At 57.7% G+C, this 24211-nt stretch carries 18 protein-coding genes; 9 read left to right on the top strand and 9 right to left on the bottom strand.

Annotated elements, in window-relative coordinates:
* The first annotated feature begins 239 nt into the window (after positions 1-239).
* The 4 genes from tkt (at position 240) to PLU01S_RS03800 (ending at position 7061) form a co-directional block, all read left to right on the top strand.
* Positions 240-2333, top strand: coding sequence for a transketolase (gene tkt, locus PLU01S_RS03815; RefSeq protein WP_074822266.1), 2094 nt, complete (start codon positions 240-242; stop codon positions 2331-2333).
* Entirely contained in the window at positions 2333-5155 is a 2823-nt protein-coding gene (locus PLU01S_RS03810; RefSeq protein WP_074822264.1) for a bifunctional transaldolase/phosoglucose isomerase, read from the top strand. Before tkt ends, PLU01S_RS03810 begins: the two co-directional genes overlap by 1 nt.
* A 25-nt stretch (positions 5156-5180) precedes the next feature.
* Positions 5181-6158: a phosphogluconate dehydrogenase (NAD(+)-dependent, decarboxylating) gene (gene gnd, locus PLU01S_RS03805; RefSeq protein ID WP_010795654.1), complete on the top strand. Its 978-nt coding sequence runs from the start codon at positions 5181-5183 to the stop codon at positions 6156-6158.
* 90 nt (positions 6159-6248) lie between these two features.
* Complete coding sequence (locus tag PLU01S_RS03800; RefSeq protein WP_074822261.1) at positions 6249-7061, top strand: Cof-type HAD-IIB family hydrolase; 813 nt, start codon at positions 6249-6251, stop codon at positions 7059-7061.
* 46 nt (positions 7062-7107) lie between these two features.
* Here the strand turns inward: PLU01S_RS03800 and PLU01S_RS03795 are convergent, their stop codons facing one another.
* The 8 genes from PLU01S_RS03795 to PLU01S_RS03760 form a co-directional block, all read right to left on the bottom strand.
* Positions 7108-8001, bottom strand: coding sequence for an ABC transporter permease subunit (locus PLU01S_RS03795; RefSeq protein ID WP_010795656.1), 894 nt, complete (start codon positions 7999-8001; stop codon positions 7108-7110).
* Positions 7998-8894, bottom strand: coding sequence for an ABC transporter permease subunit (locus PLU01S_RS03790; protein WP_010795657.1), 897 nt, complete (start codon positions 8892-8894; stop codon positions 7998-8000). Before PLU01S_RS03790 ends, PLU01S_RS03795 begins: the two co-directional genes overlap by 4 nt.
* Positions 8891-10045 (bottom strand): polyamine ABC transporter ATP-binding protein, encoded by a 1155-nt coding sequence (gene potA / locus PLU01S_RS03785; RefSeq protein WP_074822258.1) that lies wholly within the window; start codon positions 10043-10045, stop codon positions 8891-8893. The genes PLU01S_RS03790 and potA overlap by 4 nt, the downstream gene beginning before the upstream one ends.
* A 175-nt stretch (positions 10046-10220) precedes the next feature.
* Positions 10221-11291 carry a polyamine ABC transporter substrate-binding protein gene (locus PLU01S_RS03780; RefSeq protein ID WP_074822650.1) on the bottom strand — a complete coding sequence of 357 codons (1071 nt, stop codon included), beginning with the start codon at positions 11289-11291 and terminating at the stop codon, positions 10221-10223.
* 451 nt (positions 11292-11742) lie between these two features.
* Positions 11743-12840, bottom strand: a complete 1098-nt coding sequence (locus PLU01S_RS03775) for a polyamine ABC transporter substrate-binding protein (RefSeq protein ID WP_074822255.1) — start codon at positions 12838-12840, stop codon at positions 11743-11745.
* Between the two features lie 217 nt (positions 12841-13057).
* Positions 13058-14428, bottom strand: coding sequence for an aspartate aminotransferase family protein (locus PLU01S_RS03770; protein ID WP_074822252.1), 1371 nt, complete (start codon positions 14426-14428; stop codon positions 13058-13060).
* 46 nt (positions 14429-14474) lie between these two features.
* On the bottom strand, positions 14475-15833 hold the full coding sequence (locus tag PLU01S_RS03765; RefSeq protein WP_010795663.1) for a glutamine synthetase family protein: 1359 nt from the start codon (positions 15831-15833) through the stop codon (positions 14475-14477).
* An 86-nt stretch (positions 15834-15919) separates the two neighbouring features.
* Positions 15920-16672, bottom strand: coding sequence for a gamma-glutamyl-gamma-aminobutyrate hydrolase family protein (locus PLU01S_RS03760; protein WP_074822249.1), 753 nt, complete (start codon positions 16670-16672; stop codon positions 15920-15922).
* A gap of 280 nt (positions 16673-16952) precedes the next feature.
* Here PLU01S_RS03760 and PLU01S_RS03755 point away from each other — a divergent pair, with 280 nt between their 5' ends.
* From PLU01S_RS03755 to PLU01S_RS03735, 5 genes are all read left to right on the top strand, one after another.
* Complete coding sequence (locus PLU01S_RS03755) at positions 16953-18329, top strand: glutamine synthetase family protein (RefSeq protein ID WP_074822246.1); 1377 nt, start codon at positions 16953-16955, stop codon at positions 18327-18329.
* Between the two features lie 143 nt (positions 18330-18472).
* Positions 18473-19528, top strand: coding sequence for an extracellular solute-binding protein (locus tag PLU01S_RS03750; protein WP_074822243.1), 1056 nt, complete (start codon positions 18473-18475; stop codon positions 19526-19528).
* 145 nt (positions 19529-19673) lie between these two features.
* Positions 19674-20321: a TetR/AcrR family transcriptional regulator gene (locus PLU01S_RS03745; RefSeq protein ID WP_074822241.1), complete on the top strand. Its 648-nt coding sequence runs from the start codon at positions 19674-19676 to the stop codon at positions 20319-20321.
* Between the two features lie 233 nt (positions 20322-20554).
* Positions 20555-21664, top strand: coding sequence for an agmatine deiminase (gene aguA, locus PLU01S_RS03740; RefSeq protein ID WP_010795668.1), 1110 nt, complete (start codon positions 20555-20557; stop codon positions 21662-21664).
* A gap of 193 nt (positions 21665-21857) precedes the next feature.
* Positions 21858-22538: a type 1 glutamine amidotransferase domain-containing protein gene (locus tag PLU01S_RS03735; protein ID WP_074822238.1), complete on the top strand. Its 681-nt coding sequence runs from the start codon at positions 21858-21860 to the stop codon at positions 22536-22538.
* A 99-nt stretch (positions 22539-22637) separates the two neighbouring features.
* On the opposite strand, the gene PLU01S_RS03730 is transcribed toward PLU01S_RS03735, so the two are convergent.
* Positions 22638-23948, bottom strand: coding sequence for an OprD family porin (locus PLU01S_RS03730; RefSeq protein WP_074822235.1), 1311 nt, complete (start codon positions 23946-23948; stop codon positions 22638-22640).
* Positions 23949-24211 lie beyond the last annotated feature (263 nt).

Here is a 24211-nt window from a genome sequence, read left to right as displayed (position 1 = left end):
GGAACAAACGCCCGCCTGAAAGCTCACACCTCCTAGTACTGTTCCGTCGCATGCGAATCAGCTGTCGAGAAGTAGCTTAACGCCAGCCTATCGGCCGGATTGCCAGCCCAGGCCCTGCGCCTGGATAACCCGCATGCACGGTCAGCCGAGCTGCTGTCCTTGCCTATCGCCTGCATCATGACGAGCCGCGAGACGGCATCCCGGCCATTCGCTTCCACGCTCCAATCGAGGAATCCGCAATGTGCTCTGCCAACACCACTTTTTCCAACGACCCCAACATCGAGCGTGATCAGCTGTGCGTGAATACCATACGCACCCTTTCCATGGACGCCGTGCAGAAGGCCAACTCAGGCCACCCAGGCACGCCCATGGCCCTGGCGCCCGTGGCGTATACGTTGTGGAGTAAGTACCTGCGCTACCACCCTGAGCATCCGGACTGGCCCAACCGCGACCGCTTTGTGCTGTCTGTAGGTCATGCGTCAATGCTGTTGTATTCGCTGCTGCATCTGGCCGGTGTGACCGAGATCGACGAGCATGGCCAGCCCTCCGGCAATCCGGCCGTCAGCCTGGATGACATCAAGCAGTTCCGTCAGATGGATTCGAAGACGCCCGGCCACCCTGAATACCGCATGACTACCGGCGTAGAAACCACTACCGGCCCGCTGGGCCAGGGGTGTGCTAACAGCGTTGGCATGGCGATGGCCCAACGCTGGCTCGGACAGCGCTTCAACCGTGACGGCGCTACCCTCTTCGATTACAACGTCTACGTGCTGTGTGGCGATGGCGACATGATGGAAGGTGTCAGTGGTGAAGCGGCTTCGGTAGCCGGGCACCTGAAGCTGTCCAACCTGTGCTGGATTTACGACAACAACACCATCAGCATCGAGGGCCACACGGACCTGACATTCAGCGAAGACGTTGGCGCACGTTTCAAGGGTTATGGTTGGAACGTGGTCCATGTCAAGGACGCCAACGACGCCCTGACCTTTGGCCAGGCCATCGAGTTTTTCCAGGCCCATGACGATGCGCCAACCCTGATCATCGTCGACAGCATCATTGGTTATGGTGCACCCAACAAGCACAACACGGCCGCCGCCCATGGCGAGCCACTGGGCGCTGATGAAATCCGTCTCGCCAAGAAATCCTATGGCTGGCCCGAAGACGCTGACTTCCTAGTGCCGGACGATGCACGAACCTGGCTGCGCGACCAGATGGTTGAGCGCGGGCAAAGCCAATACGAGCAATGGCAGGCAGCGCTGAAAACGCTTGAGCAGCAGGAGCCTACCCTTGTAGACGAGCTCAACCGCATGCGCGCTGGTCAGATGCCTGAAGGCTGGATGGATGCACTTCCAGAGTTCGAAGCCAACGCTAAGGGCGTAGCAACCCGTGAATCCGGTGGCAAGGCACTCAACGCCTTCGCCAGCAAGATCCCGTGGCTGATCGGCGGTTCGGCGGACCTGGCGCCCTCTACCAAGACCAAGCTGACCTTTGACGGCGCTGGAAGCTTCTCAGCGCAGACACCCGCCGGTCGCAACCTCCACTATGGCGTACGTGAACACGCGATGGGCGCTATCGCCAACGGTCTTGCCCTCTGCTACCTGCGCTCCTTTACAGCGACTTTTTTGGTGTTCAGCGACTACATGAAGCCGCCGATTCGCCTGGCCTCGATCATGGAGCTGCCTGTGGTGTTCGTCTTTACTCACGACTCCATCGGTGTTGGCGAAGACGGGCCTACTCACCAGCCCATCGAGCAGCTGGCTCAGCTCCGGGCAACCCCCGGTCTTCTGACCCTGCGTCCCGGTGATGCCAACGAAGCCGTCCAGGCTTGGAAGGTTGCGCTCGAGCAGACCAACCGCCCCTCCTGCATCGTCCTCTCCCGCCAACCCATGCCGACGCTTGACCGCACTCGCTACGCCTCGGCGGAAGGTACGGCGCGTGGTGCGTATGTCTTGGCGGATGCCGAAAACGGCAAGCCAGATGTCATCATCATGGGTACCGGCAGTGAAGTCGGTCTGTGTGTCGAGGCTTATGAGCAGCTCAAAGCAAACGGTATAGCGGCGCGTGTCGTCTCCATGCCGTGTTGGGAGCTGTTCGAGCAGCAGGATGAAGCCTATAAAGAAAGCGTGCTGCCTGATGACGTAACCGGTCGGGTTGCCGTCGAGCAGGCTGGCCCGATGGGGTGGGAGCGTTACGTAGGCCGCAAGGGTGCCATGGTCGTCATGAACAGCTTTGGTGCCTCTGCACCGATCGGCAAGCTACAGGCGAAGTACGGCTTTACCGTTGAAAACGTTGTCAAACTGGCCACTGAACAGGCGAACGCCGGGAGGTCATGATGAGCAGCCTCTTGCGAGAGTTGGGTATGGCCGGTCAGGCCGTCTGGCTGGATTTCGTCAGCCGGGAATTTCTTCGCAAGGGTGAGCTGCAGACGCTCATCGAGCGGGATGGCCTGACCGGCGTTACCTCCAATCCATCCATCTTTGAAAAGGCCATGGGGCATGGCACCGATTACGATGCCTCTTTGGAGCGCTTTCTCAATCGCGCCGATGCCTCACCGGTCGACGTATATGAATACCTGGCGGTCGAAGACATCCAACAGGCCGCCGATATTCTGCGGCCTGTCTATGACCGTTTAAACGGCAAGGACGGCTACGTCAGCCTGGAGGTATCGCCTTATCTGGCCATGGATACCGAGTCCACCCTGTTAGAGGCACGTCGGCTCTGGAAGGCTGTCGATCGACCGAACCTGATGGTCAAGGTGCCTGGTACCGAAGCGGGCGCAGCAGCCATCCAGCAACTGATTGCCGAAGGGATCAGCGTCAACGTGACACTGCTGTTTTCCCGCGAATCCTATCGCGCTGTTGCCGAGGCCTACATGGCTGGGCTGGAGGCGCGTATTCAGGCCGGAGAAGACATCAGCCGCATAGCCAGTGTCGCCAGCTTTTTCATCAGCCGGATCGATTCGGAAATCGAGAAAAAGATTGATGAGCAGCTGAAAGCCGGGAATGACGACGCAACGCTCAAGTCCCTCAAGGGTCGGGTTGCTATTGCCAACGCCAAACTGGCCTATGCTGATTATCAGGCCATGATAGCCAGCGAACGCTGGCAAGTCCTGGCTGCCAAAGGTGCTCAACCTCAGCGATTGCTATGGGCCTCTACTGGCACCAAGAATCCCGACCATCCCGATACACTGTACGTCGATGAGCTGATCGGACCGGACACCGTCAATACCATGCCGCCCAAGACCATGGATGCTTTTCGTGATCATGGCACGGTGAAGGAAACCCTCACTACCGGGTTGAATGAAGCCCGTACCACACTCGAAGCCACCGAGCGGTTCGGGCTGGATCTGCCGGGCATAACGACAGATCTGGTAAAGGCAGGCGCCAAACTTTTCTCCGATGCAGCTGACCATCTGCTCGGTGCTGTGGGTGCCAAGCGCGTCAAACTGCTGGCCGGCAAACTCAACCAAGCCAAGTTCAGCCTGCCAGAAGACCTGTCCCAAGCCGTCGAGCAGCAGCTTGAGCAGGCCCGCCGCGAAGGTTGGTCACGTCGGCTATGGCAAATGGATGCTTCCCTCTGGACCGGTCAGGACGAAGCGAAATGGGGCGGCTGGTTGAAAGCCGCTACTGAGCCGCATATCAATACCTCCGCTCTGGTCATACTGGAGCAATCGCTCAAAGCCGAAGGCTATACCACTGCCGTTCTGCTGGGCATGGGTGGCTCCAGCCTGGGACCGGAAGTGCTGGCGAAAACGCTGGGCAACACACCTGAAGGCCTGCGCCTGCTGGTGTTGGACTCTACCGATCCGGCTCAAATTGCCGCCGTGGAGCAGTCCATTGATTATGCCTGCACGGTCTTTCTGGTATCGAGCAAGTCCGGCTCGACCCTGGAACCTGAAATTCTCAACGCTTACTTTTTCGACGCTGCCTGCAAAGCGCTCGGTGAGGATCAGGCCAGCCATCATTTCATTGCTATTACCGATCCCGGCTCCAAGCTCGAGGTCAGCGCCAAGGCGCAGGGCTATCGCACCCTCTTCTATGGCGATCCGACCATCGGCGGGCGTTACTCGGTGCTCTCGGCCTTTGGGCTCGTACCGCTGAGCCTGCTTGGACACGATGTAGACAGCCTGTTCGAGATTACCCGCCCCATGGTGCTGGCGTGCGATCCCAGTGCACCGCCTGCGATCAATCCGGGCGTTTATCTGGGTGCGGTCATGGGTGAAGCCGTCAAGGCCGGGCGGGACAAGCTGACCCTGTTCGCCTCGCCCCAGATCGCCAGTATCGGTGCCTGGCTTGAACAACTGCTGGCGGAGTCCACAGGCAAACAAGGCAAAGGCATCATTCCGGTCGACCTGGAGCCCCCGGCTGACCCCTCCCATTACAGCAATGATCGTTTATTCGTCTATCTGCGTGCAGATAATGACGGCAGCGAACTGGATGCTCAGGTCGAGGCATTGGAAAAGGCCGGCCAGCCTGTAATCCGCATAAGCCTGATGCGGCCTGATCTTATCGGTCAGGAATTTTTCCGCTGGGAAGTGGCTACCGCCATTGCAGGTGCCGTGATAGGCATCAATCCTTTCGATCAGCCTGACGTCGAAGCCAGCAAGGTCAAAACGCGCGCGCTAACCGATGAGTATGAAAAAACCGGGCAGCTTTCCAGCGGAAATCCCTTCTTCACCGATGGCGAGCTGGCGTTTTACAGCGATTCCCCCCTGAGCGGCGATTCGGCCGAGCAGGTTCTTCGGGAGCATTTTGCTCGCCTCAATCCGGGCGATTACGCTGCCGTGCTTGCCTATATCGAGCGTAACGCCACCCACGAAACCTTGATGACGCGGCTGCGGACCCTGCTACGGGATCGTTACCGTGTCGCCACCGTTGGCGGCTTCGGCCCCCGTTTTCTACACTCCACAGGCCAAGCCTACAAAGGGGGGCCAAATAGCGGGGTTTTCCTGCAGATTACCGCCGAACCCCAGCAGGATCTGGCCATTCCCGGACGCAAGGTAAGCTTCGGCATCGTCGAAGCCGCTCAGGCACAAGGGGACCTTTCCGTGCTCGCCGAGCGAGGTCGTCGACATTTACGTATTCACATTCAGCACGGCAATAGCGAAGCAGGGCTGCAACGTATCGTACAATTAGTCGAGGCGGCTATCGCCTGACGTAAAAGCTCGTGGAGGCAACAACATGCAACTTGGCATTATCGGACTGGGCCGGATGGGCGGAAACATTGCCCGCAGGCTGATGAAAAACGGGCACGAGGTCTTCGCATACGACCGCAGCGCCGACTCCATCGAGACGCTGGCCAAAGAAGGCGCCAAAGCAACAACCGGTCTTGAGGACATGATCCAGCAGATGGCTAAGCCACGCGCGCTATGGGTCATGCTTCCGGCGGGTGACCCGACCGAACAGACCATCAACACCCTGGGCCAGATGCTGGAGCCGGGCGACACCATCATTGATGGTGGCAATACTTACTACAAGGACGACCTGCGCCGCGCCAAGGCGCTGGCCGAGAAAGGTATCCACTACCTCGACGTAGGCACCTCTGGAGGCGTCTGGGGCCTTGAGCGCGGCTACTGCATGATGATTGGCGGCGACAAGGAAACCGTGGACCGCCTGGATCCCATCTTCGACACCCTGGCCCCTGGCTACGGCGACATCGAGCGCACCCGCGGCCGCAACGCCCCGGACGAGCGTGCCGAGCGTGGCTATATCCATGCAGGCCCGGCTGGTTCCGGTCACTTTGTGAAGATGATTCACAACGGTATCGAATACGGCATGATGCAGGCGTACGCCGAAGGCTTTGACATTCTCAAGATGCGCGGCTCCGAAAATGTACCGGAAGAAGAACGCCTGCAATTGGATTTGGCAGACATCGCCGAAGTATGGCGCCGTGGCAGTGTCGTTTCCTCCTGGCTTCTGGACCTGACCGCTCAGGCACTGGCTCAGGATGTGGAGCTGGAGAAATTCAGCGGATTCGTGTCCGACAGTGGTGAAGGTCGCTGGACCATCGAGGCCGCTATCGAGGAAGCCGTACCTGCCCCGGTACTGACGTCCGCACTGTATGCCCGTTTCCGCTCACGCCAGAAGGCGACCTATGGCGACAAGCTCCTGTCGGCCATGCGCTTCGGCTTTGGTGGGCACGTAGAAATCCCGCAGTAACGCTTTCCGAGCAGGCTTGGAGGTAGCGCATCGAGGCGTACCTCCAGGCAGCCTGTCGCTCTTTTCTACTATGGCTCGACAGGAACGATAATGACGAACCACCCGTATCAACTCATGCTGTCGGATGTCGATGGCACCCTTTTGCGTACCGACAAGCAATTAAACCAAGCCACGATCGAGGCCGTACAGCGCCTGCGTGAGGCTGGAATCAACTTTACGCTGGTCAGCAGTCGCCCGCCACGGGCCATGCATTGGCTGATCGAAGCGCTTGATCTTACCCTCCCCGTCGGCGCCTTCAACGGCGGCACCCTGCTCAAGCCGGATGGCACGCTCTTGCAGGCACACCGTATACCCCGGAATGCCGTGGACAGCGTGTTTGAGCAGCTTGAGGACGAAGACCTGGATATCTGGCTATTCGCCGATAATGAATGGATCATTGCCAATCCAGACAACCACTACATCGGCCATGAGAAAAGAGCCCTGGGCTATGATCCGCTGATCGTCGACCGCTTTGACGACTACCTTGACCGGGTCGACAAGCTGGTAGCTGTCAGTAAGAACCATGATCGCCTCGCCAGCCTGCAACCCGAGCTGGATCAGAAGCTGGGGCAATACGCCCACACCGTACGCTCCCAACCCTACTATCTGGATATTACAGCCGCCCAGGCCAGCAAAGGCCATGCGCTAGTGGCACTGGCGGAGCATCTGAGCATTCCGCTCACGCGTACCGTCGCCATTGGAGACGGTGAAAACGATATTTCAATGTTCAAGAAAGCCGGGCTCTCCATTGCCATGGGACAAGCCGAGGAAGACGTCAAGGCTCATGCCATGCAGATCACCGCCGAAACCGACAGGAACGGTCTGGCCGAGGCCATACACCGATTCATTCTGGCAACAGGCTGATCCACCCCAGGCATAAAAAAAGCCACCTTTCGGTGGCTTTCTTGTATCAGCTATTGGTAGGCGGCGCGGTGAAACGCTCAACGTCCCGCTCATTGGCAGTTTCCGTCACCGTCGACTCCATGGCCTCCTTCAACCCCTGCAGCCGCTTCTTCTCAGCCCGACGCGTGAAATACCACGCGAGGAAGGTAAACAGCGAGACCGCCAGCAGAATCAGGCTGGCAATGGCATTGATCTCCGGCTTCACACCCAGGCGCACAGCGGAGAACACCTCCATTGGCAAGGTGGTTGAGCCAGGGCCGGACACGAAGCTTGCAAGCACCAGATCATCCAGCGATAGCGCAAAGGACATCATTCCACCCGCTGCCAGAGAAGGCGCAATCATCGGGATGGTGATCAGCATGAACACCTTCCAGGGACGCGCGCCCAGGTCCATGGCGGCTTCCTCGATGGACAGGTCCAACTCGCGCAGACGCGCCGACACTACTACCGCTACGTAAGACGCGCAAAAGCTGGTATGGGCGATCCAGATCGTGACGACACCCCGATCCTGCGGCCAGCCGATGAACTGTGCCATGGAAACGAACAGGAGCAGCAGCGACAGACCGGTAATCACCTCAGGCATGACCAGCGGTGCAGTGACCAGACCGCCAAACACCGTACGCCCGCGAAAGCGAGGAATACGCGTCAGCACGAACGCCGCCAGCGTTCCCAGGATGACCGAGGAAATCGCCGTGTAGAACGCGATTTCCAGGGAGCGCCCTACGGCGCCCATGAGCTGGTTATTGTCCAGAAGCCCTGCATACCAGTGCACCGACCAGCCGCCCCAGACAGTCACCAGACGCGAGGCGTTGAACGAATAGATCACCAGGATGACCATCGGCAGGTAGATGAACAACAGGCCCAACACCAACATCAGGTTTGTGAACTTCAGGCTTCTCATAGCTTGCCCTCCAGTTCCTTCGCCTGGTTCCTGTTGAACAGGACAATAGGCACGATGAGGATGATCAGCATGACCACCGCCAAAGCCGAAGCCACCGGCCAGTCGCGGTTATTGAAGAATTCCTGCCACAACACACGGCCAATCATGAGCGTTTCCGGCCCGCCCAGCAGTTCCGGAATCACGAACTCGCCTACTGCGGGAATGAAGACCAGCATGCAGCCCGCGATAATGCCGTTCTTGGACAACGGCACCGTGATACGCCAGAAGCTGGTAAAACGACTCGCTCCCAGGTCGGATGCCGCCTCCAGCAGTGTCAGATCGTGCTTCACCAGATTGGCGAACAGCGGCAGGATCATGAACGGCAGGTAGGAATACACAATCCCCAGATATACCGCAAAGTTGGTGTTGAGCAGACGCAGCGGCTCGTGAATCACACCAATGAACATCAGGAATTCGTTGATCAGGCCGTTGGTGGACAGAAGCCCCATCCAGGCATAGACCCGGATCAGAATGGCCGTCCAGGTCGGCATCATGATCAGGAGAAGCAATACCGTCTGCACATCCTTGCGCGCCCGAGCGATGGCATAGGCCATCGGATATCCGATCAGAAGACAGATCAGCGTACTGATGCCAGCGATCTTGAGCGAACCAAGGTACGCGTCCAGGTACAGCGGATCGTCCGTGAACATCAGGTAATTCCCGAAATTCAGGGCAATATCCAGCTGCTGGTCGGCATAGGTCAGCAGTTCGGTATAGGGTGGAATCGCGACGTCCGCAATGGCGAAACTGATCTTCAGCACAATGGCGAACGGCAGCAGGAAGAACAGGAACAGCCACACGAACGGGACGCCAATAACCAGGCGGCGGCCGTCGAACAGTTTCTTCAGACTCATGATTGCAGTACCACGCCGCTGTCATCTTCCCAGTACACCACTACCGGATCGTCCCACGTCGGGCGTTTGCCCAGGCGCACGGCGTTGGCGATGAAGCACTGGACCAGTTGCCCTGACTCCAGCTTGATGTAATACACCGAATGCCCGCCCAGATAGGCGATGTCATGCACGGTCCCGCTTAGCCAGTTGTAATTGGGGTGTTCATGGTCTTCCGGCAAGCGGCTGGCCATCAGGAGCTTTTCCGGGCGAATCGCATAGGTCACGCGCTTGTCTTCAGCGCGGGTGCTAATCCCATGGCCCACGTAGATATGCCGCTCGAGCTGCGGCGAGGCAATGATGGCGTGATCCGCATCGTCCTCGATCAGTTCACCGTCGAACAGGTTCACGTTGCCGATGAACTCACAGACCAGGCGGCTGGCCGGCGTTTCATAGATGTCCATCGGGCTGCCCACCTGAGCGATCCAGCCCAGGTGCATGATCGCGATGCGCTGAGCCATGGTCATGGCTTCTTCCTGGTCGTGCGTCACCATTACACAGGTCACGCCCACGCGCTCGATGATCTCCACCAGCTCCAGCTGCATCTGCGAACGCAGTTTCTTGTCGAGCGCCCCCATCGGCTCGTCGAGCAACAGAAGCTTGGGCCGCTTGGCCAGTGAGCGCGCCAGGGCCACCCGCTGACGCTGCCCACCAGAGAGCTGATGCGGTTTACGCTTGGCATACTGTGTCATGTGCACCAGCTTGAGCATTTCGGCCACGCGCTGGTTGATCTCTTCTCTGGGCAGCCTGTCCTGCTTCAAGCCGAACGCAATGTTCTGCTCGACCGTCATGTGCGGGAACAAGGCATAGGACTGGAACATCATGTTGATCGGCCGGTCATACGGCGGAATATTGGTGATGTCCTGCCCGTCCAGGAAGATCCTTCCCTCGGTGGGTTGCTCAAACCCCGCCAGCATGCGCAGCAGCGTGGATTTACCAGAACCGGAGCCACCAAGCAGCGCAAAGATCTCGCCTTTGTTGATGGTCAGTGAAACATCATCAACTGCCACCGTTTCATCGAATTTCTTGGTTACCCGATCGATCTTCACCAGCACTTCTTTGGTCTGCTGAACACCGGTCACGGCTTTTTTAAAGGCACCGGAGGCTATCGCCATTATTTACTCCCCAGGGGTCTTGAAATCCTGCCTGACAGCTACGGCATGAGGTTCTAGAGTCGGTGCGGAAAATCCCTCCGCCCTTCTTGCCCTAGCGCCGACCGTGCCTCTTTTCGCCTTGCTGTCAGCCAGGCATTCAGCCTGACTCAACGGTCAGGCTATCGAATATGGAACGCTATTTACCGGATTTGATCCGGGTCCAACTGCGTGTACTGACCCGCAATATCTGCGGAGGCAGTTCCGCCATCACATACAGCTTGTCCATCACCTCTTGGGGTGGATAGACCGTTTCATCCTGGCGCACCTTCTGGTCCATCAGCTCGCCTGACTTGGGGTTGGGGTTAGCGTAACCAACGGAGTCGCTTACCTTGGCAATCACCTCAGGCCGCAGCAGGTAGTTGATGAACGCATGTGCCTCTTTCGCATTGGACGCATCCTTGGGGATGGCCAATAGATCAAACCACAGGTTCGCTCCCTCCTTGGGAATGGCATAAGCGATCTTGACGCCCTTTCCCGCCTCCTCGGCACGTGACGCTGCCTGGAAAACATCACCCGAATAGCCAAAGGCCACACAGATATTGCCGTTGGCCAGATCGGAGATGTATTTCGAGGAGTGGAAATAAGTCACGTACGGGCGAACCTGCAGGAGCTTCGCCTCGGCTTTCTTGTAATCGTCAGGATTTGTGCTGTTAGGGTTGAGCCCCAGGTAGTTCAGCATGGCCGGGATGACTTCATCCGGCGAGTCCATGAAGGAAACACCGCACTTGGTCAGCTTCTTGATGTTTTCCGGCTCGAACAGCACTGCCCAGGAGTCGATCTTGTCGGTGCCAAGCACCTCCTTGACCTTGTCGACATTGTAACCGATACCGTTGGTTCCCCATAGGTAAGGCACGCTGTGCTCGTTACCCGGATCGTTGGTCTGAAGCTGCTTGAGCAAAGCAGGGTCCAGGTTCTGCCAGTTGGGCAGCTGGCTGCGGTCCAGCTTCATGAACGCGCCAGCCTTGATCTGCTTGCCCAGGAAATGGTTGGACGGCACTACCACGTCATAGCCGGTCCGCCCGGCCAGAAGCTTGCCCTCGAGGGTTTCATTGGAGTCGAACACGTCATAGACCGGCTTGATTCCGGTTTCCTTCTGGAAATCTTCCAGCGTGGTCTCACCGATGTAATCGCTCCAGTTATAGATGTGCACGACTTTCTCGGCATGGGCCAGTGGTGTAAAGGCCAGCGCAGCGGCAGTGGCAAGCAGCGTCTTACGAAGGGAAAGAAACACTCGGTCGTCCTCTTGGTTAGTGGCCAGTCCATACCTGACTGTGCGGCCGATTTCCTTGTGAAGAATCTATGAATGAATACAGGTTTAACGCGACGGCCCCGCCAAGGGATTATTACCTAAGCCTGGAACGCATCCGGCAAAAGCTGGTATCGCCCGCACAATTTACGGTTGCAAACGTGCGAACTCCTGGCAGCTACCGCCAATGGCAACAGTGCCCTCACCTGCTTACCGTACGGCCTGCCTGATAACGGGCCGCGTTGATACAGGATGAGCGTGGAAATGTCACGGATAAACTGATTTTTCGTATCGGTACAGCTCACCGAAGCTGCAATCAGATTCGAGCGTGGGTCGGATAATCGCTGCGTTGTATACATGCCCTATCCTTCCAGAAAGCCCCTCCAACAGCTGCCGGAGGGGCCTGCATCACTTATTTGCCGGACTTGATCGTTGTCCAGGCACGGGTCATCGCACGCTGCACCTTGGCCGGCAGGTCCGGGAAGGCGTACAGCTTGCCCATCGTCTCCTGAGTCGGGTAGATGCCCGGGTCGTTGCGAATCTCGTCGCTGACCAGCGGTGTCGCTTCCTTGTTGCCGTTCGGGTACTGCACGTAGTCGCTGATCTCGGCAATGATCTCCGGCTTCATGATGAAGTCGATGAACTTGTAGGCGCCCTCGGTATTGGTAGCGTCCTTTGGAATGGCCATGGTATCGAAGAACGTACCGGCACCTTCCTTGGGAATGTTGTACTTCACCGTCACGCCATTCTTGGCATCAGCGGCACGGGCCTTGGCCTGGGCAATGTCGCCGGAATAGCCGACCGCCACGCAGACGTTGCCGTTGGCCAAATCAGAGATGTACTTGGATGAGTGGAAGTAGGTGATCGACGGACGAATCTGCATGAACAGGTCCTGCGCCGCCTTCAGTTCCTGGGTGTCCTGGCTGTCAGGTTTGTAGCCCAGATAATGCAGACCGGCAGGAATGATCTCGGTTGGCGAGTCCAGCAGCGCGACACCACAGCTCTTGAGCTTGGAAATATTTTCCGGCTTGAAGATCAGATCCCAGGAGTCCACCGGGGCATTGTCGCCCAGTGCAGCCTTTACCTTGTCCGGGTTATAACCAATACCGATGGTACCCCACAGGTAAGGAATGGCGTACAGGTTACCCGGATCGCTGACCTCCAAGGTCTTCATCAGCTGGGGATCCAGGTTTTTCCAGTTGGGCAGCTTGTTCCTGTCCAGCGTCTGGTAGACACCGGCCTTGATCTGCTTGGCCAGGAAAGAGTTGGAGGGGACAACCACATCATAGCCCGACTTGCCCGCCAGCAACTTGGCTTCGAGTACCTCGTTGCTGTCATACACGTCATAGACCACCTTGATGCCCGTTTCCTTTTCAAACTTGGCAATGGTGTCTTCAGCGATGTAGTCGTTCCAGTTGTAAACGTGCAGAACCTTGTCGTCTGCCATCGCGTGACCGGCGAAGGCGCCAGCCAGACTGAGTGCGAGCAGTGTCTTGCCAAAAGCTTTCATGCGGAAATGCTCCTAAACAGGGTCGTATAAGTATTCCGGAGGAGGCTTTTCGATCCTCCCCTGGTGCGTCTGGCCAACGCACCGGCGCAGTCTGGCAAGGTCCGGCGCGCGGCTCAAGAGTGCGCCACCATTCCTTTTGATTTTTGCCATCATCCAAGGGTGCTGTTATGTCAGACAAACACCCCTGGACGCTCGTTCTGCTCGCGACTCGTCTTCACTACCGATGCAGGTCGGCAGCCGTCAGGTCCAGGCACTTGCGCACCAGCACCATCAGCTCATCGATCTGCGAGGGCGTGATGACCAGCGGTGGCGAAATGATCATGGTATCGCCCACGGCCCGCATAATCAGGCCATTGCGGAAGCAATGTTCCCGACAGATCATGCCTGCCTCGCGTCCCGTGAAGCGCGCCCTTGTCCGCTTGTCCTGTACCAGCTCCAACGCGGCCACCAGGCCCACACCCCTCGCCTCGCCTACCAGCGGATGATCGGCCAGCGTCTGCCAGCACTTCTGCAAGTAAGGTGCCGTTTCGCTTTTGACTCGCTCGATAATGCCCTCGTCGCGCAGGATGCGGATGTTCTCCAGCGCCACAGCTGCCGCAACCGGATGCCCCGAGTAGGTGAAACCGTGGTAGAACTCGCCGCCCTGGTTGAGCACCTCGACGATCTCGTCCCGCACGATCACACCTCCCATGGGGATATAACCGGAGGTCAGCCCCTTGGCGATGGGCATGAGGTCTGGCGTCATGCCGTAGTGCTGACTGCCGAACCATTCTCCGGTACGCCCGAACCCACAGATAACTTCATCGGAGATGAACAGAATGTCGTATTTCGCCAGTATTTCGCGAATCCGCGGCCAATAGGTGTCCGGCGGAACGATTACACCTCCAGCCCCCTGGATCGGCTCGGCAATAAAGGCCGCCACCTTGTCCTCGCCGAGCTCAAGAATCTTTTGCTCCAGCTGATCGGCCACTTGAATCCCGAACTCATCCGGACTCATATCGCCGCCCTCGCCATACCAGTAAGGCTGGTCGATGTGCTCGATTCCCGGAATGGGCAGATCACCCTGCTCGTGCAAGGCCTTCATGCCGCCCAGGCTCACGCCGGCCACGGTTGACCCGTGATAACCATTCCAGCGGCCGATGATGATCTTCTTCTGTGGCTGCCCCTTGGTCGCCCAATAATGACGAACCATGCGCAGGACAGTATCGTTGGACTCCGAGCCCGAACCGGTAAAGAACACGTGGTTCATGCCGTCGGGTGCGATATCTGCAATCGCCTTGGCCAACTCGATGGCTGGCGGGTGCGCAGTCTGGAAGAACAGATTGTAGTAAGGCAGTTCGCGCATCTGCCGGGTGGCAGCCTGAACCAGCTCTTCACGGCCATAGCCGACATTCACACACCACAGCCCGGCCATCCCATCGAGGATGCGATTGTCATCGCTGTCCCACAGATAGATGCCTTCGGCACGCGTGATAATGCGCGAGCCCTTTGCATTGAGCTGCTTGTAATCCGTAAAGGGCGGCAGGTGATGGTTCCGGCTGAGTGCCTGCCAGTGCGCGGTACGCTCGCTGACGGTCCTGTCGTTCATAACACCTCCTGGGTTGGAATGCGCCAGCTGTGCTGGCGCGATCAGGTCATACGCTCATCAACAGGAACTCGCGCTCCCAGGAACTAATGACCCGTTTGAAGTTTTCATGCTCGGCGCGCTTGACGGCCACATAGCCCCGCGTGAAGCGTGTGCCCAGGTATTGCTCAATGGTCACAGACTGCTCCATGCGCTCCAGGGCTGCTTCCAGCGTCAGCGGCAGGCGTAGGTTACGACGCTCGTAGCCACGCCCCTTGACGGGGGCGCTAGGTTCGATGCCTTCGATCATGCCCAGATACCCACACAGAAGACTGGCGGCCAGCGCCAGATAGGGATTGGCGTCCGCACCGGCCAAACGGTTTTCCACACGGCGATTCTGCGGGTCGGAATCCGGCACCCGAAGGCCTACGGTGCGGTTCTCTTCGCCCCACTCCACGTTTACCGGAGCAGAGGTGTCCGGCAGGAAACGACGAAACGAGTTCACATTGGGCGCAAACAGGGGCAAGGCTTCGGGGATGTATTTCTGCAACCCACCGATGTGATGACGGAACAGCTCGCTCATCGTGCCGTCGTCTTCCGAGAACACCGTCTTGCCTGTCTTCAGGTCCACGACGCTCTGGTGCAGGTGCATCGCGCTGCCGGGCTCACCGGTCATGGGCTTGGCCATGAAGGTAGCCGTGACGTTGTGCTTCAGAGCGGCCTCGCGCATGGTTCGCTTGAACACAATGATCTGGTCCGCCAGATGCAGGGCATCGCCATGACGGAAATTGATTTCCATCTGGGCCGTGCCTTCCTCATGAATCAGCGTATCCAGATCCAGCTTCTGAAGCTCGCACCAGTCGTACATGTCTTCAAAGAGCGGATCGAACTCGTTGGCGGCATCGATTGAGAATGACTGGCGGCCCGTCTCCTGGCGACCGGAGCGGCCTACCGGGGGCTGCAGGGGATAATCCGGGTCATCGCTACGCTTGGTGAGATAGAACTCCATCTCGGGCGCGACGATCGGCTTCCAGCCTTTGTCGGCATACAGCTTGAGCACCTTCTTCAGGATATTGCGTGGAGACAGTTCGATCGGGCGACCCTGCTTGTCGTAGGTATCGTGAATGACTTGCGCCGTGGGCTCGATGGCCCAGGGCACGAGGAAGACAGCGTTCTCGTCAGGCCGACAAAGCATGTCAATATCGGCCGGATCGAGAAGCTCGTAATAGATGTCATCCTCAACATAGTCTCCCGTCACGCTCTGCAACAGAACGCTCTCCGGCAGGCGCATGCCTTTTTCATTGATGAATTTCGAGGTGGGCGAGATCTTGCCGCGGGCGATGCCGGTTAAATCGGAAATCAGGCATTCGACTTCGGTGATCTTGTGTTCTTTCAACCACTGGGTGAGCTGGTCAAGCTGGTTAGCCATAAAGACCTCAAGGTTTTGAAAAACCTGCCCGGAAGGCATATGGACTTACCGTCCAGGCAGGATGATACGGCGGTCAAGGACCGCCGTCAGCGCTGCCCGGCCCGCTGTCGGCAGGCATCGCCAAAGGCGTTGAAAATCGCCAGATAATTCGAATTGGAGCGTACCTGCCATTCAGGGTGCCACTGCACCCCAACGGCAAAGACAGAGGCGCCCTCTACAGAAAACGCTTCCACCAGGCCATCCGGCGCCAGAGCCTCAGCCCGAAGACCAGGCGCGAGACGCTCGACGCCCTGCCCATGCAGGGAATTGACCTGGAACTGCTCGGGCAACCCCAGGCGTTCGAATACACCGCCCGGCTGAACATGAACGGCATGACTGGGCGCATACTGCACGTCAAGCGGATCATCCGGTCGCTCGCGGTGGTCGGCAAACGGGCCGGCCTCGTGCACCTTCTGATACAGGCTGCCGCCCATTGCCACGTTCATCTCCTGAAATCCGCGGCAGATACCGAGCACAGGAACACCTGCATCCACGGCCGCCCGAATCAGCGGCAGAGTAGTACGGTCGCGATCAGGATCATGGGCGGTGCCCGGCGCACTGGGAGGCCCCTGGTAGTGATGCGGCTCCACGTTGGAAGGCGAGCCGGTAAACATCAATCCATCGAGACGTGCAAGCAAGGTGGGCTGGTCAAGCAGGTCAGCCAGTGCGGGAATGACGAGTGGCAGACCACCCGCTCCGGTCACGACGGCACGCAGATACTTGTCGCCGGCGATGTGGAAGGTATGCAAACCGATCTGCTCGGTGCAGGCGGTCACGCCGATCAACGGCAGGCACGACATGGGACACCCGTTACGTTTGCCATGGTTGGATGAATTGGAGAGTAGTCTTGTTCATTTTTTTCCACAACCGTTCTTTCAAGATCGCTCATGCGGTTCGCACATTCTCTTTCAGCCGGCGTGTTACGGGGTCTCAAGCGAAGCCCTGTGCCCCAATGAAAGGCCTTGATGAGGCCTTCGAGCACCAATAACGAGCAAAGTTGACTTTAGGTCCCCTTTCGGATTGACTCCTAGGTGAAGTCCCCCGCTGATTGATATTTTTAACAACTATAGGTGTTGCATCATGTCGGTACCCCCGCGTGCCGTTCACTTGAATGAAGCGACCGACTTCCTCCAGGCACATCCTGAAGTGCAGTTCGTCGACCTTCTGATCTCGGACATGAACGGCGTGGTGCGTGGTAAACGCATCGACCGAAACAGTCTGCCCAAAGTCTTCGAAAGAGGAATCAATCTACCCGCCTCACTCTTCGCTCTCGATATCACCGGCTCCACCGTAGAAAGCACAGGCCTCGGCCTTGATATCGGTGACGCCGACCGCGTCTGCTATCCCATCGCCGGCACGCTCTCCATGGAGCCCTGGCAGAAACGTCCTACCGCACAACTCCTGATGACCATGCACGAAATGGAAGGCGCGCCATTCTTCGCTGATCCTCGCGAAGTGCTGCGTCAGGTCGTTGAACGCTTTACCGAGATGGAACTGACGGTCGTCGCGGCCTTCGAGCTTGAGTTCTATCTGATCGATCAGGAAAACATCAACGGCCGGCCCCAGCCGCCCCGCTCGCCTATTTCCGGCAAGCGCCCGCAGTCCGTTCAGGTGTACTCCATCGATGATCTCGACGAGTACGCCGATTGCCTGCAGGACATCATCGACGGTGCCCGCGCCCAGAATATTCCTGCCGATGCCGTCGTGGCCGAGTCGGCTCCCGCGCAGTTCGAGGTCAACCTCAATCACGTGGCCGACCCGATCAAGGCATGTGATTACGCAGTGCTGCTCAAGCGGCTGATCAAGAACATCGCCTACGACCATGAAATGGACACTACCTTCATGGCCAAGCCCTATCCGGGGCAGGCAGGTAACGGTCTGCATGTGCACATTTCGCTGCTGGACAAGAATGGCAACAATATTTTCACGAGCGAGGATCCCGAGCAGAACGCCGCGTTACGTCACGCCGTCGGCGGTGTGCTCGAGACCCTGCCCGCCTCGATGGCCTTTCTATGCCCCAACGTGAATTCCTATCGTCGCTTCGGCTCGCAGTTCTACGTACCCAATGCACCGAGCTGGGGGCTGGATAACCGCACCACGGCGCTGCGTATTCCCACCGGCACACCCGATGCCGTACGCATCGAGCACCGTGTGGCGGGCGCTGATGCCAACCCTTACCTGCTGCTGGCAGGCGTACTGGCAGGAATCCATCACGGTCTGACCAATCACGTCGAGCCTCCGCCGGTGACCGAAGGCAACTCCTACGAGCAGCACGAGCAAAGTCTGCCGAACAACCTGCGTGATGCCTTGCGGCAACTGGACGACAGCGAAATCATGGCGCGATACATCGATTCGAAGTACATCGATATCTTCGTGGCTTGTAAGGAGCATGAACTGGAAGAATTCGAGCATTCCATCTCGGATCTCGAGTACAACTGGTATCTACACACCGTCTAGCACGCTGGTTGCAGACAACGCCCGTTCGTCCTCGCCGGGCGGCCGTTGTCTGTTTACGCGAACGTCGTCACACTTCGCAGCTTTTCGTACCGTCCTGGCCTTAGTTCCACGGAAGGTCCCATGATGGAACACAAGGAGTTTCCATGCGAAAGCTGCTTATGGCGCTGGCCATTGTGCCCCTGCTCGCACAGGCCGAAGAGGTTGTGCACGTCTATAACTGGGAGGATTACATTGACCCTCAGGTCATCAGTGATTTCCAGAAGGACACCGGCATCCGAGTCGACTACCACACATTCAGCACTTCCAAGGAAGCGAATGCCCTGTTGGATAGCGACACACCGATAGATGTCTATGCTCCCTCGCACGACGAGCTCAAACGACTCATCCGGGAAAACAAGCTGCAAAAACTCAACACTCAGCAGCTGCCCAATACCAGCAAGCTGGACCCCTATGTTTCGGGCATTCTGAACTCCGTAGACCCAGGCAACCATTATGCAGTCCCCTATTTATGGGGCGCGGTAGGTCTGGCAATCAATGTTCCCAAGGCGCAGGAAGCCTTTGGCGGTCCGCTGCCAGAGAGCTGGAGCGTGCTGTTCGATCCCGAACAGATCAAGCGCCTTTCCAAGTGTGGCGTCAATCTGCTTGACGACCCCATCTACGTCTCATCGATCATGATGAACTACCAGGGCAGTATTCCTGAGCGCAGCTCACCGGCGCAGATGGAGAAAATCGCCAAAGACCTGATGAGCATTCGCCCCTACGTTCGCTCCATCGATAACGACGCCACGGTCGATGCCTTCAGAAATGGTCAGTTGTGTGTCGCCATGGTGTACAGCGTAGGCGATGCCATTAATGCACGTAAGGCAGGCCAGCCGGTCAGCTATGTCGTACCGCAAGAAGGCACATATGTCTTTGTGGATACGCTGGCTATCCCCAGCAAGTCGCGCAATGCGGAACTGGCGCATCGATTCATCAACTATGTGATGAGTGCTCGCTCCCTGGCCCGCATTACTGAAGAGACGTCTTATCCGAATGCCAACCCTGACTCGATGAAGTTGCTTTCGCCTGAACTTCAGAAGGAAAATGCACTTTACCCCAACGGGGCGTTGCGTCGCCGTCTGTTCGCTCTGGTTCCGCCACCTGCCGAGACTCGTCAGACATTCGAAGGTCTCTGGCAGACATTCAAGCAAGCCCGCTGATCTTCAAGACCAGATCGTAGTACTGAACGGGCAGGCTACCCCTGAATGGGCCGTATCAGGTTCTGGCGAGGCGCGATAACGCGGCGTGTCCGTACAGGCATCGTCAGAACCTCATCACCTTTACGACCAGGACACCGGTACAGTAATGGCCCGAACCTCCAGCCCACGCAAGGCGCGAAGCAGCAGCCGCCAGCGTATCGAGCAGATCCTGGCAGCGGCTCGGCACATGCTGATAGATCAAGGGCCTGCACGCCTGAGTATCTACGGCATTGCCGAAAGGGCGGGCCTTCCGCCGTCCTCGGTCTATCACTTTTTCCCCAGCGTTGCCGCCTTGCTTGAGGCCTTAACCCAGGAGGCTCATGCAGCGTTTCGCGCCTGCCTTCAGGCGCCTGTCGACCATGACAGCCTCAACGACTGGCGTGATCTGTCACGGATCGTCGAGGCACGCATGCTGGACGTATATGAGCGAGATGCCGCAGCAAGGCAGCTAATCCTGGCCAATCATGGCCTGACCGAAGTAGTCCAGGCCGACCGACAGCATGACACACAGCTGGGCGAGCAGCTTCAGTCACTGTTCGCAGCCCATTTCCATCTGCCTCCTCTGCCAGACGATATCGATATCTTTACCCTTGCTATGGAGCTAGGTGATCGCGTCTACGCAAGATCCGTACAACAGCACGGCGTCATTACGTCTCGCTGGGCCACAGAAGGCCATCGGGTTTTCGATGCCTACCTAAGCTTTTATCTTCCACCTTACCTGCCCAAACGAAACACCCCCTGCCAAACGATCTAGCAATTGCCCAATAAACCGATAGTTATCCGTCCATTTATCGTGCGCCGTAACGGTATTGCTTAAATTCATTTTTAAGTCGGATATTTATCCGTTATAAAGCACGCCACTGCCCACCGGCATAATGGCCAGCCAGTAATGGCACTCGAATCTGCTACCGTTAACGGAATGTCCCGCTCATTCGCGACCGTTGCCTGAACCTGTACGACTTACCCTTTCGATGGAGAATTGCAATCATGAGTCTGCTCGCCTCGACACCCCGCGCCGAAGGCTTCCGTATGCCCGCGGAGTGGGAGCCGCAAAAGCAGGTCTGGATGATCTGGCCCGAGCGTACCGACAACTGGCGCCTGGGTGCCAAGCCGGCCCAATTGGCCTTTACCGAAGTCGCACGAGCCATTGCACGCTTCGAGCCGGTGACCGTCGGTGTTTCTGCCGCCCAGTTCGACAATGCCTGTGCACGACTCAATCACCCGGCCATTCGTGTCGTCGAGATCAGCAACGATGATGCCTGGGCGCGTGATACCGGGCCGACTTTCGTCATCAACGATCAGGGCGAAGTGCGCGGTGTGGACTGGACCTTCAACGCCTGGGGCGGGCTGGTTGGCGGGCTGTATTTTCCCTGGAAGCGGGACGATCAGGTCGCCAGTAAAATCCTGATGATGGAAAGCTGCCCCCGCTACCGCACTGAGGATTTTGTGCTGGAAGGCGGTTCTATCCATGTCGATGGCGAAGGCACGCTCATCACCACCGGCGAGTGCCTGCTCAACCGCAACCGCAATCCGCATCTGTCCCAGCGTGAGATCGAGGCGATCCTGAGTGATTATCTGGCTGTGGATAAGGTTATCTGGCTGCCGGACGGTTTGTATAACGACGAAACCGACGGTCATGTGGATAACTTCTGCTGCTACGTGCGTCCTGCCGAAGTGCTGTTGAGCTGGTGCGACGACGAAAACGACCCGAACTATGCAAGGTGTCGCGCGGCGCTTGAGGTACTGGAAACCAACACGGATGCCAAAGGCCGCAAGTTCACCGTCCACAAGATTCCAACGCCCGGCCCGCTGTACGCGTCGGATGAAGAATACGAAACCGTAGATGCCTCGGTGGGCAGTCAGCCGCGTAAGTCAGGCGAGCGTCTGGCGGCGTCGTACGTCAACTTCCTGATCGTCAACGGCGCCATCATCGCACCAACGTTCGATGTCCCGGAGGATGCCGAAGCGCTGGACGTTCTTCAGCGCTGCTTCCCCGAGCGCGAGATCGTACAGGTCCCAGGCCGCGAGATCTTGCTGGGGGGTGGCAATATCCACTGCATTACCCAGCAGCAGCCTGCCCCCAGAGCGCGAAACTAAGCACCACGCGTACTGAGGAATAAAACCGGAGCCTCCCGCCAGGCTTCGGTTTTTTGTGAACATGTCAGGCGCTTCATGTACAAACCGCCATCACGCATGTGATAACGCTGAATTGTCCTCTCGGATGTGCTGTCCATACCCCTACCGCGCTCCATAAGGAGCTTATCGGCAACTGGATCGGTGGACCCATCACATGAATATCCTTCTCGTACTGACGTCCCATGACCAACTAGGCAATACCGGTAAAAAGACCGGCTTTTGGCTGGAAGAGTTTGCGGCACCTTATTATGTCTTCAAGGACTCAGGCGCTACGCTGACCCTGGCGTCACCCAAAGGGGGCCAGCCGCCTCTGGACCCCAAGAGTGATGAGCCAGAGGCGCGCACCGAGGCGACAGAACGCTTCCGTAATGATCCCGACGCACAGGCGGCTCTCGCTAATACCGTGCCGCTCGCGAGCGTCAAGGCGGATGATTACGACGCTGTTTTCTATCCGGGAGGCCATGGGCCGCTCTGGGATCTGGCTGAAGATCAGGGCTCCATTGCGCTGCTGGAAGCCTTTTATGCGGCGGGCAAACCCACTGCCCTGGTTTGCCATGCACCCGGCGTGCTGGCCAAGGTCAAGACTGCTGACGGTGAGCCTCTGGTCAAGGGTAAACAGGTAACAGGTTTCACCAATACCGAAGAGGAAGCGGTTCAACTCACCGACGTCGTACCCTTCCTCGTGGAAGATATGCTCAAGGCCAACGGCGGCCTATACAGCAAAGGGGCTGACTGGGCGCCTTACGTGGTGACTGAAGGTAATCTGATAACAGGCCAAAACCCCGCCTCTTCGGAGCCTGCGGCCAAGGCCGTGCTGGAGCAGCTCTCTCGCTAAACCCGTGGAGCCTTTTGCAAAAAGAAAATGCCGCCTTCCCGAAAGGGAGGCGGCATTTCCAGTCTACATACCATCGTAAAGGATGGCCTTATTCACGCCTCAGAGCAGCGGAATCGAATAGCTCAGCATCAGACGGTTTTCATCCTGATCGCGGGTGTTGGCGACATCGTTACGCCATACCGCGTTACGCCACTGAATGCCCAGCCCTTTCAAGGTTCCGGTAGGCACGGTATAGCCCAGGGTAAAGTCCCGCTCCCACTCGCTCGGATTGCTGCCAGCCGCCTCGATATGGTCTCCCTTCAGATAGGCCACACCTGCCGTCAACCCCGGCACGCCCACTTGGGAAAAGTCATACGCGTACCGCACCAGCCAGGTCCGCTCACCGGCACGCGTAAAGTTCTGATTCTGCGAGAAGGTGATCAGGTATGGCGTAGCACCATCCCCCTGGTTCAGGAAGGGAAAGTTACTGTCCCCGTTGATGACCTGATAGCCACCGCCAAAGGTATGGCCAGCCACACTGTACAGGAACTGACCGCTGTACAAATCGTTATCGACCTTGCCCTTGGTTACGCCGCTGCCGTAGTAGCCATTGGAGTAGTAGTCCGGATTATGTCCATTGGCACCATCTTCGGTACTGTGGAAATAACGCAGGTCACTCTTAAGCACACCCGGACCGATCTGCCAGTCATGCACCAGACCCAGGAAATGCTGCTTGTAGTAATCTTCAAGGTTGGCGTAGTAGTAGCTGACCGTCAGGTCCTTGGTCAGCTTGTAGTCACCCCCCGCAAAGTAGAACGCGTTGCTGCGCTCGGTGCCGCCAAGAATGCGCAGGCTGTCCATGTTTGAAGAGTTACGCGCCTTGGAATGCTCCAGGCGACCGGCATTCAAGGTCAGGCCTTCGATTTCCCTGGAGGTGATCATGCCGCCCTCAAAGGTCTGTGGCAGCATGCGGCTGTCGTTATAAGTCACGACCGGCAGGGTAGGCATTAACGTGCCATAACGCAGTTCGGTCTTGGAAATGCGAACCTTGGCCGTCAAGCCCAGCGTTGAGAAATCATCAACACCATTGCCGCTGCTGTTAGCCGGAAAAACGCTGTTGGCGTCTGTCCCGTGCGTACCCTTGCCAGAGTCAAGTCTAAGCCCAAGCATGCCCAGGGCATCGACACCAAACCCTACCGTCCCTTCGGTAAAGCCGGACTGATAGTTGAGCATGAACGCCTGCCCCCACTCCTCCGCCTTGGAGGCAGATTTAGGCGCAGCCGAGTCACGGTTATCCTGATTGAAATAGAAGTTACGTAACGTAAGGGTAGCCTTGCTGTCTTCCAGGAAGCCCGCTGCATGGGCAGCGCTGTTTAGGGTCAGGCCAAGGCAGCCGGCAGCAATGGCTGCGGCAAGAGGTTTTACGTTCAAAAGATGCTCCACAACTAACAACAACAAGAGCGGCTGTTAAGGCATACGTACGGCCGCACGGCTAGGCCGGCAAGAGAGCGGGTAAATTGAGGTTGGCTTTATAACGCCTTGTATCTTCATTCCCTGAAAGATAAAGCGTTCACTGACGCGTCCCTTGTCGGCGGCGCAAAACTAAATGTAAAAAAGTGTTTCGTCCATAACAAAGTGCCATCATTTCAGGCAAAACACTTTTTCACCGAAAGGCTTGAATATTCAGAGAAATT

The sequence above is a fragment of the Pseudomonas luteola NBRC 103146 genome (assembly GCF_002091675.1).
GTDB classification, from domain to species: Bacteria; Pseudomonadota; Gammaproteobacteria; order Pseudomonadales; family Pseudomonadaceae; genus Chryseomonas; species Chryseomonas luteola.
The sequence above is the reverse complement of the archived record's forward strand: the minus strand, read 5'-3'. Positions and strand labels throughout refer to the sequence as shown.

What these genes read in the sequence shown, in the direction of transcription:
- potA (WP_074822258.1), bottom strand. Translation starts at nt 10,045, where the DNA reads ATGGCGATAGCCTCCGGTGCCTTTAAAAAAGCCGTGACCGGTGTTCAG.
- PLU01S_RS03810 (WP_074822264.1), top strand. Translation starts at nt 2,333, where the DNA reads ATGAGCAGCCTCTTGCGAGAGTTGGGTATGGCCGGTCAGGCCGTCTGG.
- PLU01S_RS03770 (WP_074822252.1), bottom strand. Translation starts at nt 14,428, where the DNA reads ATGAACGACAGGACCGTCAGCGAGCGTACCGCGCACTGGCAGGCACTC.
- PLU01S_RS03800 (WP_074822261.1), top strand. Translation starts at nt 6,249, where the DNA reads ATGACGAACCACCCGTATCAACTCATGCTGTCGGATGTCGATGGCACC.
- PLU01S_RS03760 (WP_074822249.1), bottom strand. Translation starts at nt 16,672, where the DNA reads ATGTCGTGCCTGCCGTTGATCGGCGTGACCGCCTGCACCGAGCAGATC.
- PLU01S_RS03765 (WP_010795663.1), bottom strand. Translation starts at nt 15,833, where the DNA reads ATGGCTAACCAGCTTGACCAGCTCACCCAGTGGTTGAAAGAACACAAG.
- aguA (WP_010795668.1), top strand. Translation starts at nt 20,555, where the DNA reads ATGAGTCTGCTCGCCTCGACACCCCGCGCCGAAGGCTTCCGTATGCCC.
- PLU01S_RS03750 (WP_074822243.1), top strand. Translation starts at nt 18,473, where the DNA reads ATGCGAAAGCTGCTTATGGCGCTGGCCATTGTGCCCCTGCTCGCACAG.
- PLU01S_RS03795 (WP_010795656.1), bottom strand. Translation starts at nt 8,001, where the DNA reads ATGAGAAGCCTGAAGTTCACAAACCTGATGTTGGTGTTGGGCCTGTTG.
- PLU01S_RS03775 (WP_074822255.1), bottom strand. Translation starts at nt 12,840, where the DNA reads ATGAAAGCTTTTGGCAAGACACTGCTCGCACTCAGTCTGGCTGGCGCC.
- PLU01S_RS03790 (WP_010795657.1), bottom strand. Translation starts at nt 8,894, where the DNA reads ATGAGTCTGAAGAAACTGTTCGACGGCCGCCGCCTGGTTATTGGCGTC.
- PLU01S_RS03755 (WP_074822246.1), top strand. Translation starts at nt 16,953, where the DNA reads ATGTCGGTACCCCCGCGTGCCGTTCACTTGAATGAAGCGACCGACTTC.
- tkt (WP_074822266.1), top strand. Translation starts at nt 240, where the DNA reads ATGTGCTCTGCCAACACCACTTTTTCCAACGACCCCAACATCGAGCGT.
- PLU01S_RS03735 (WP_074822238.1), top strand. Translation starts at nt 21,858, where the DNA reads ATGAATATCCTTCTCGTACTGACGTCCCATGACCAACTAGGCAATACC.
- PLU01S_RS03745 (WP_074822241.1), top strand. Translation starts at nt 19,674, where the DNA reads ATGGCCCGAACCTCCAGCCCACGCAAGGCGCGAAGCAGCAGCCGCCAG.
- gnd (WP_010795654.1), top strand. Translation starts at nt 5,181, where the DNA reads ATGCAACTTGGCATTATCGGACTGGGCCGGATGGGCGGAAACATTGCC.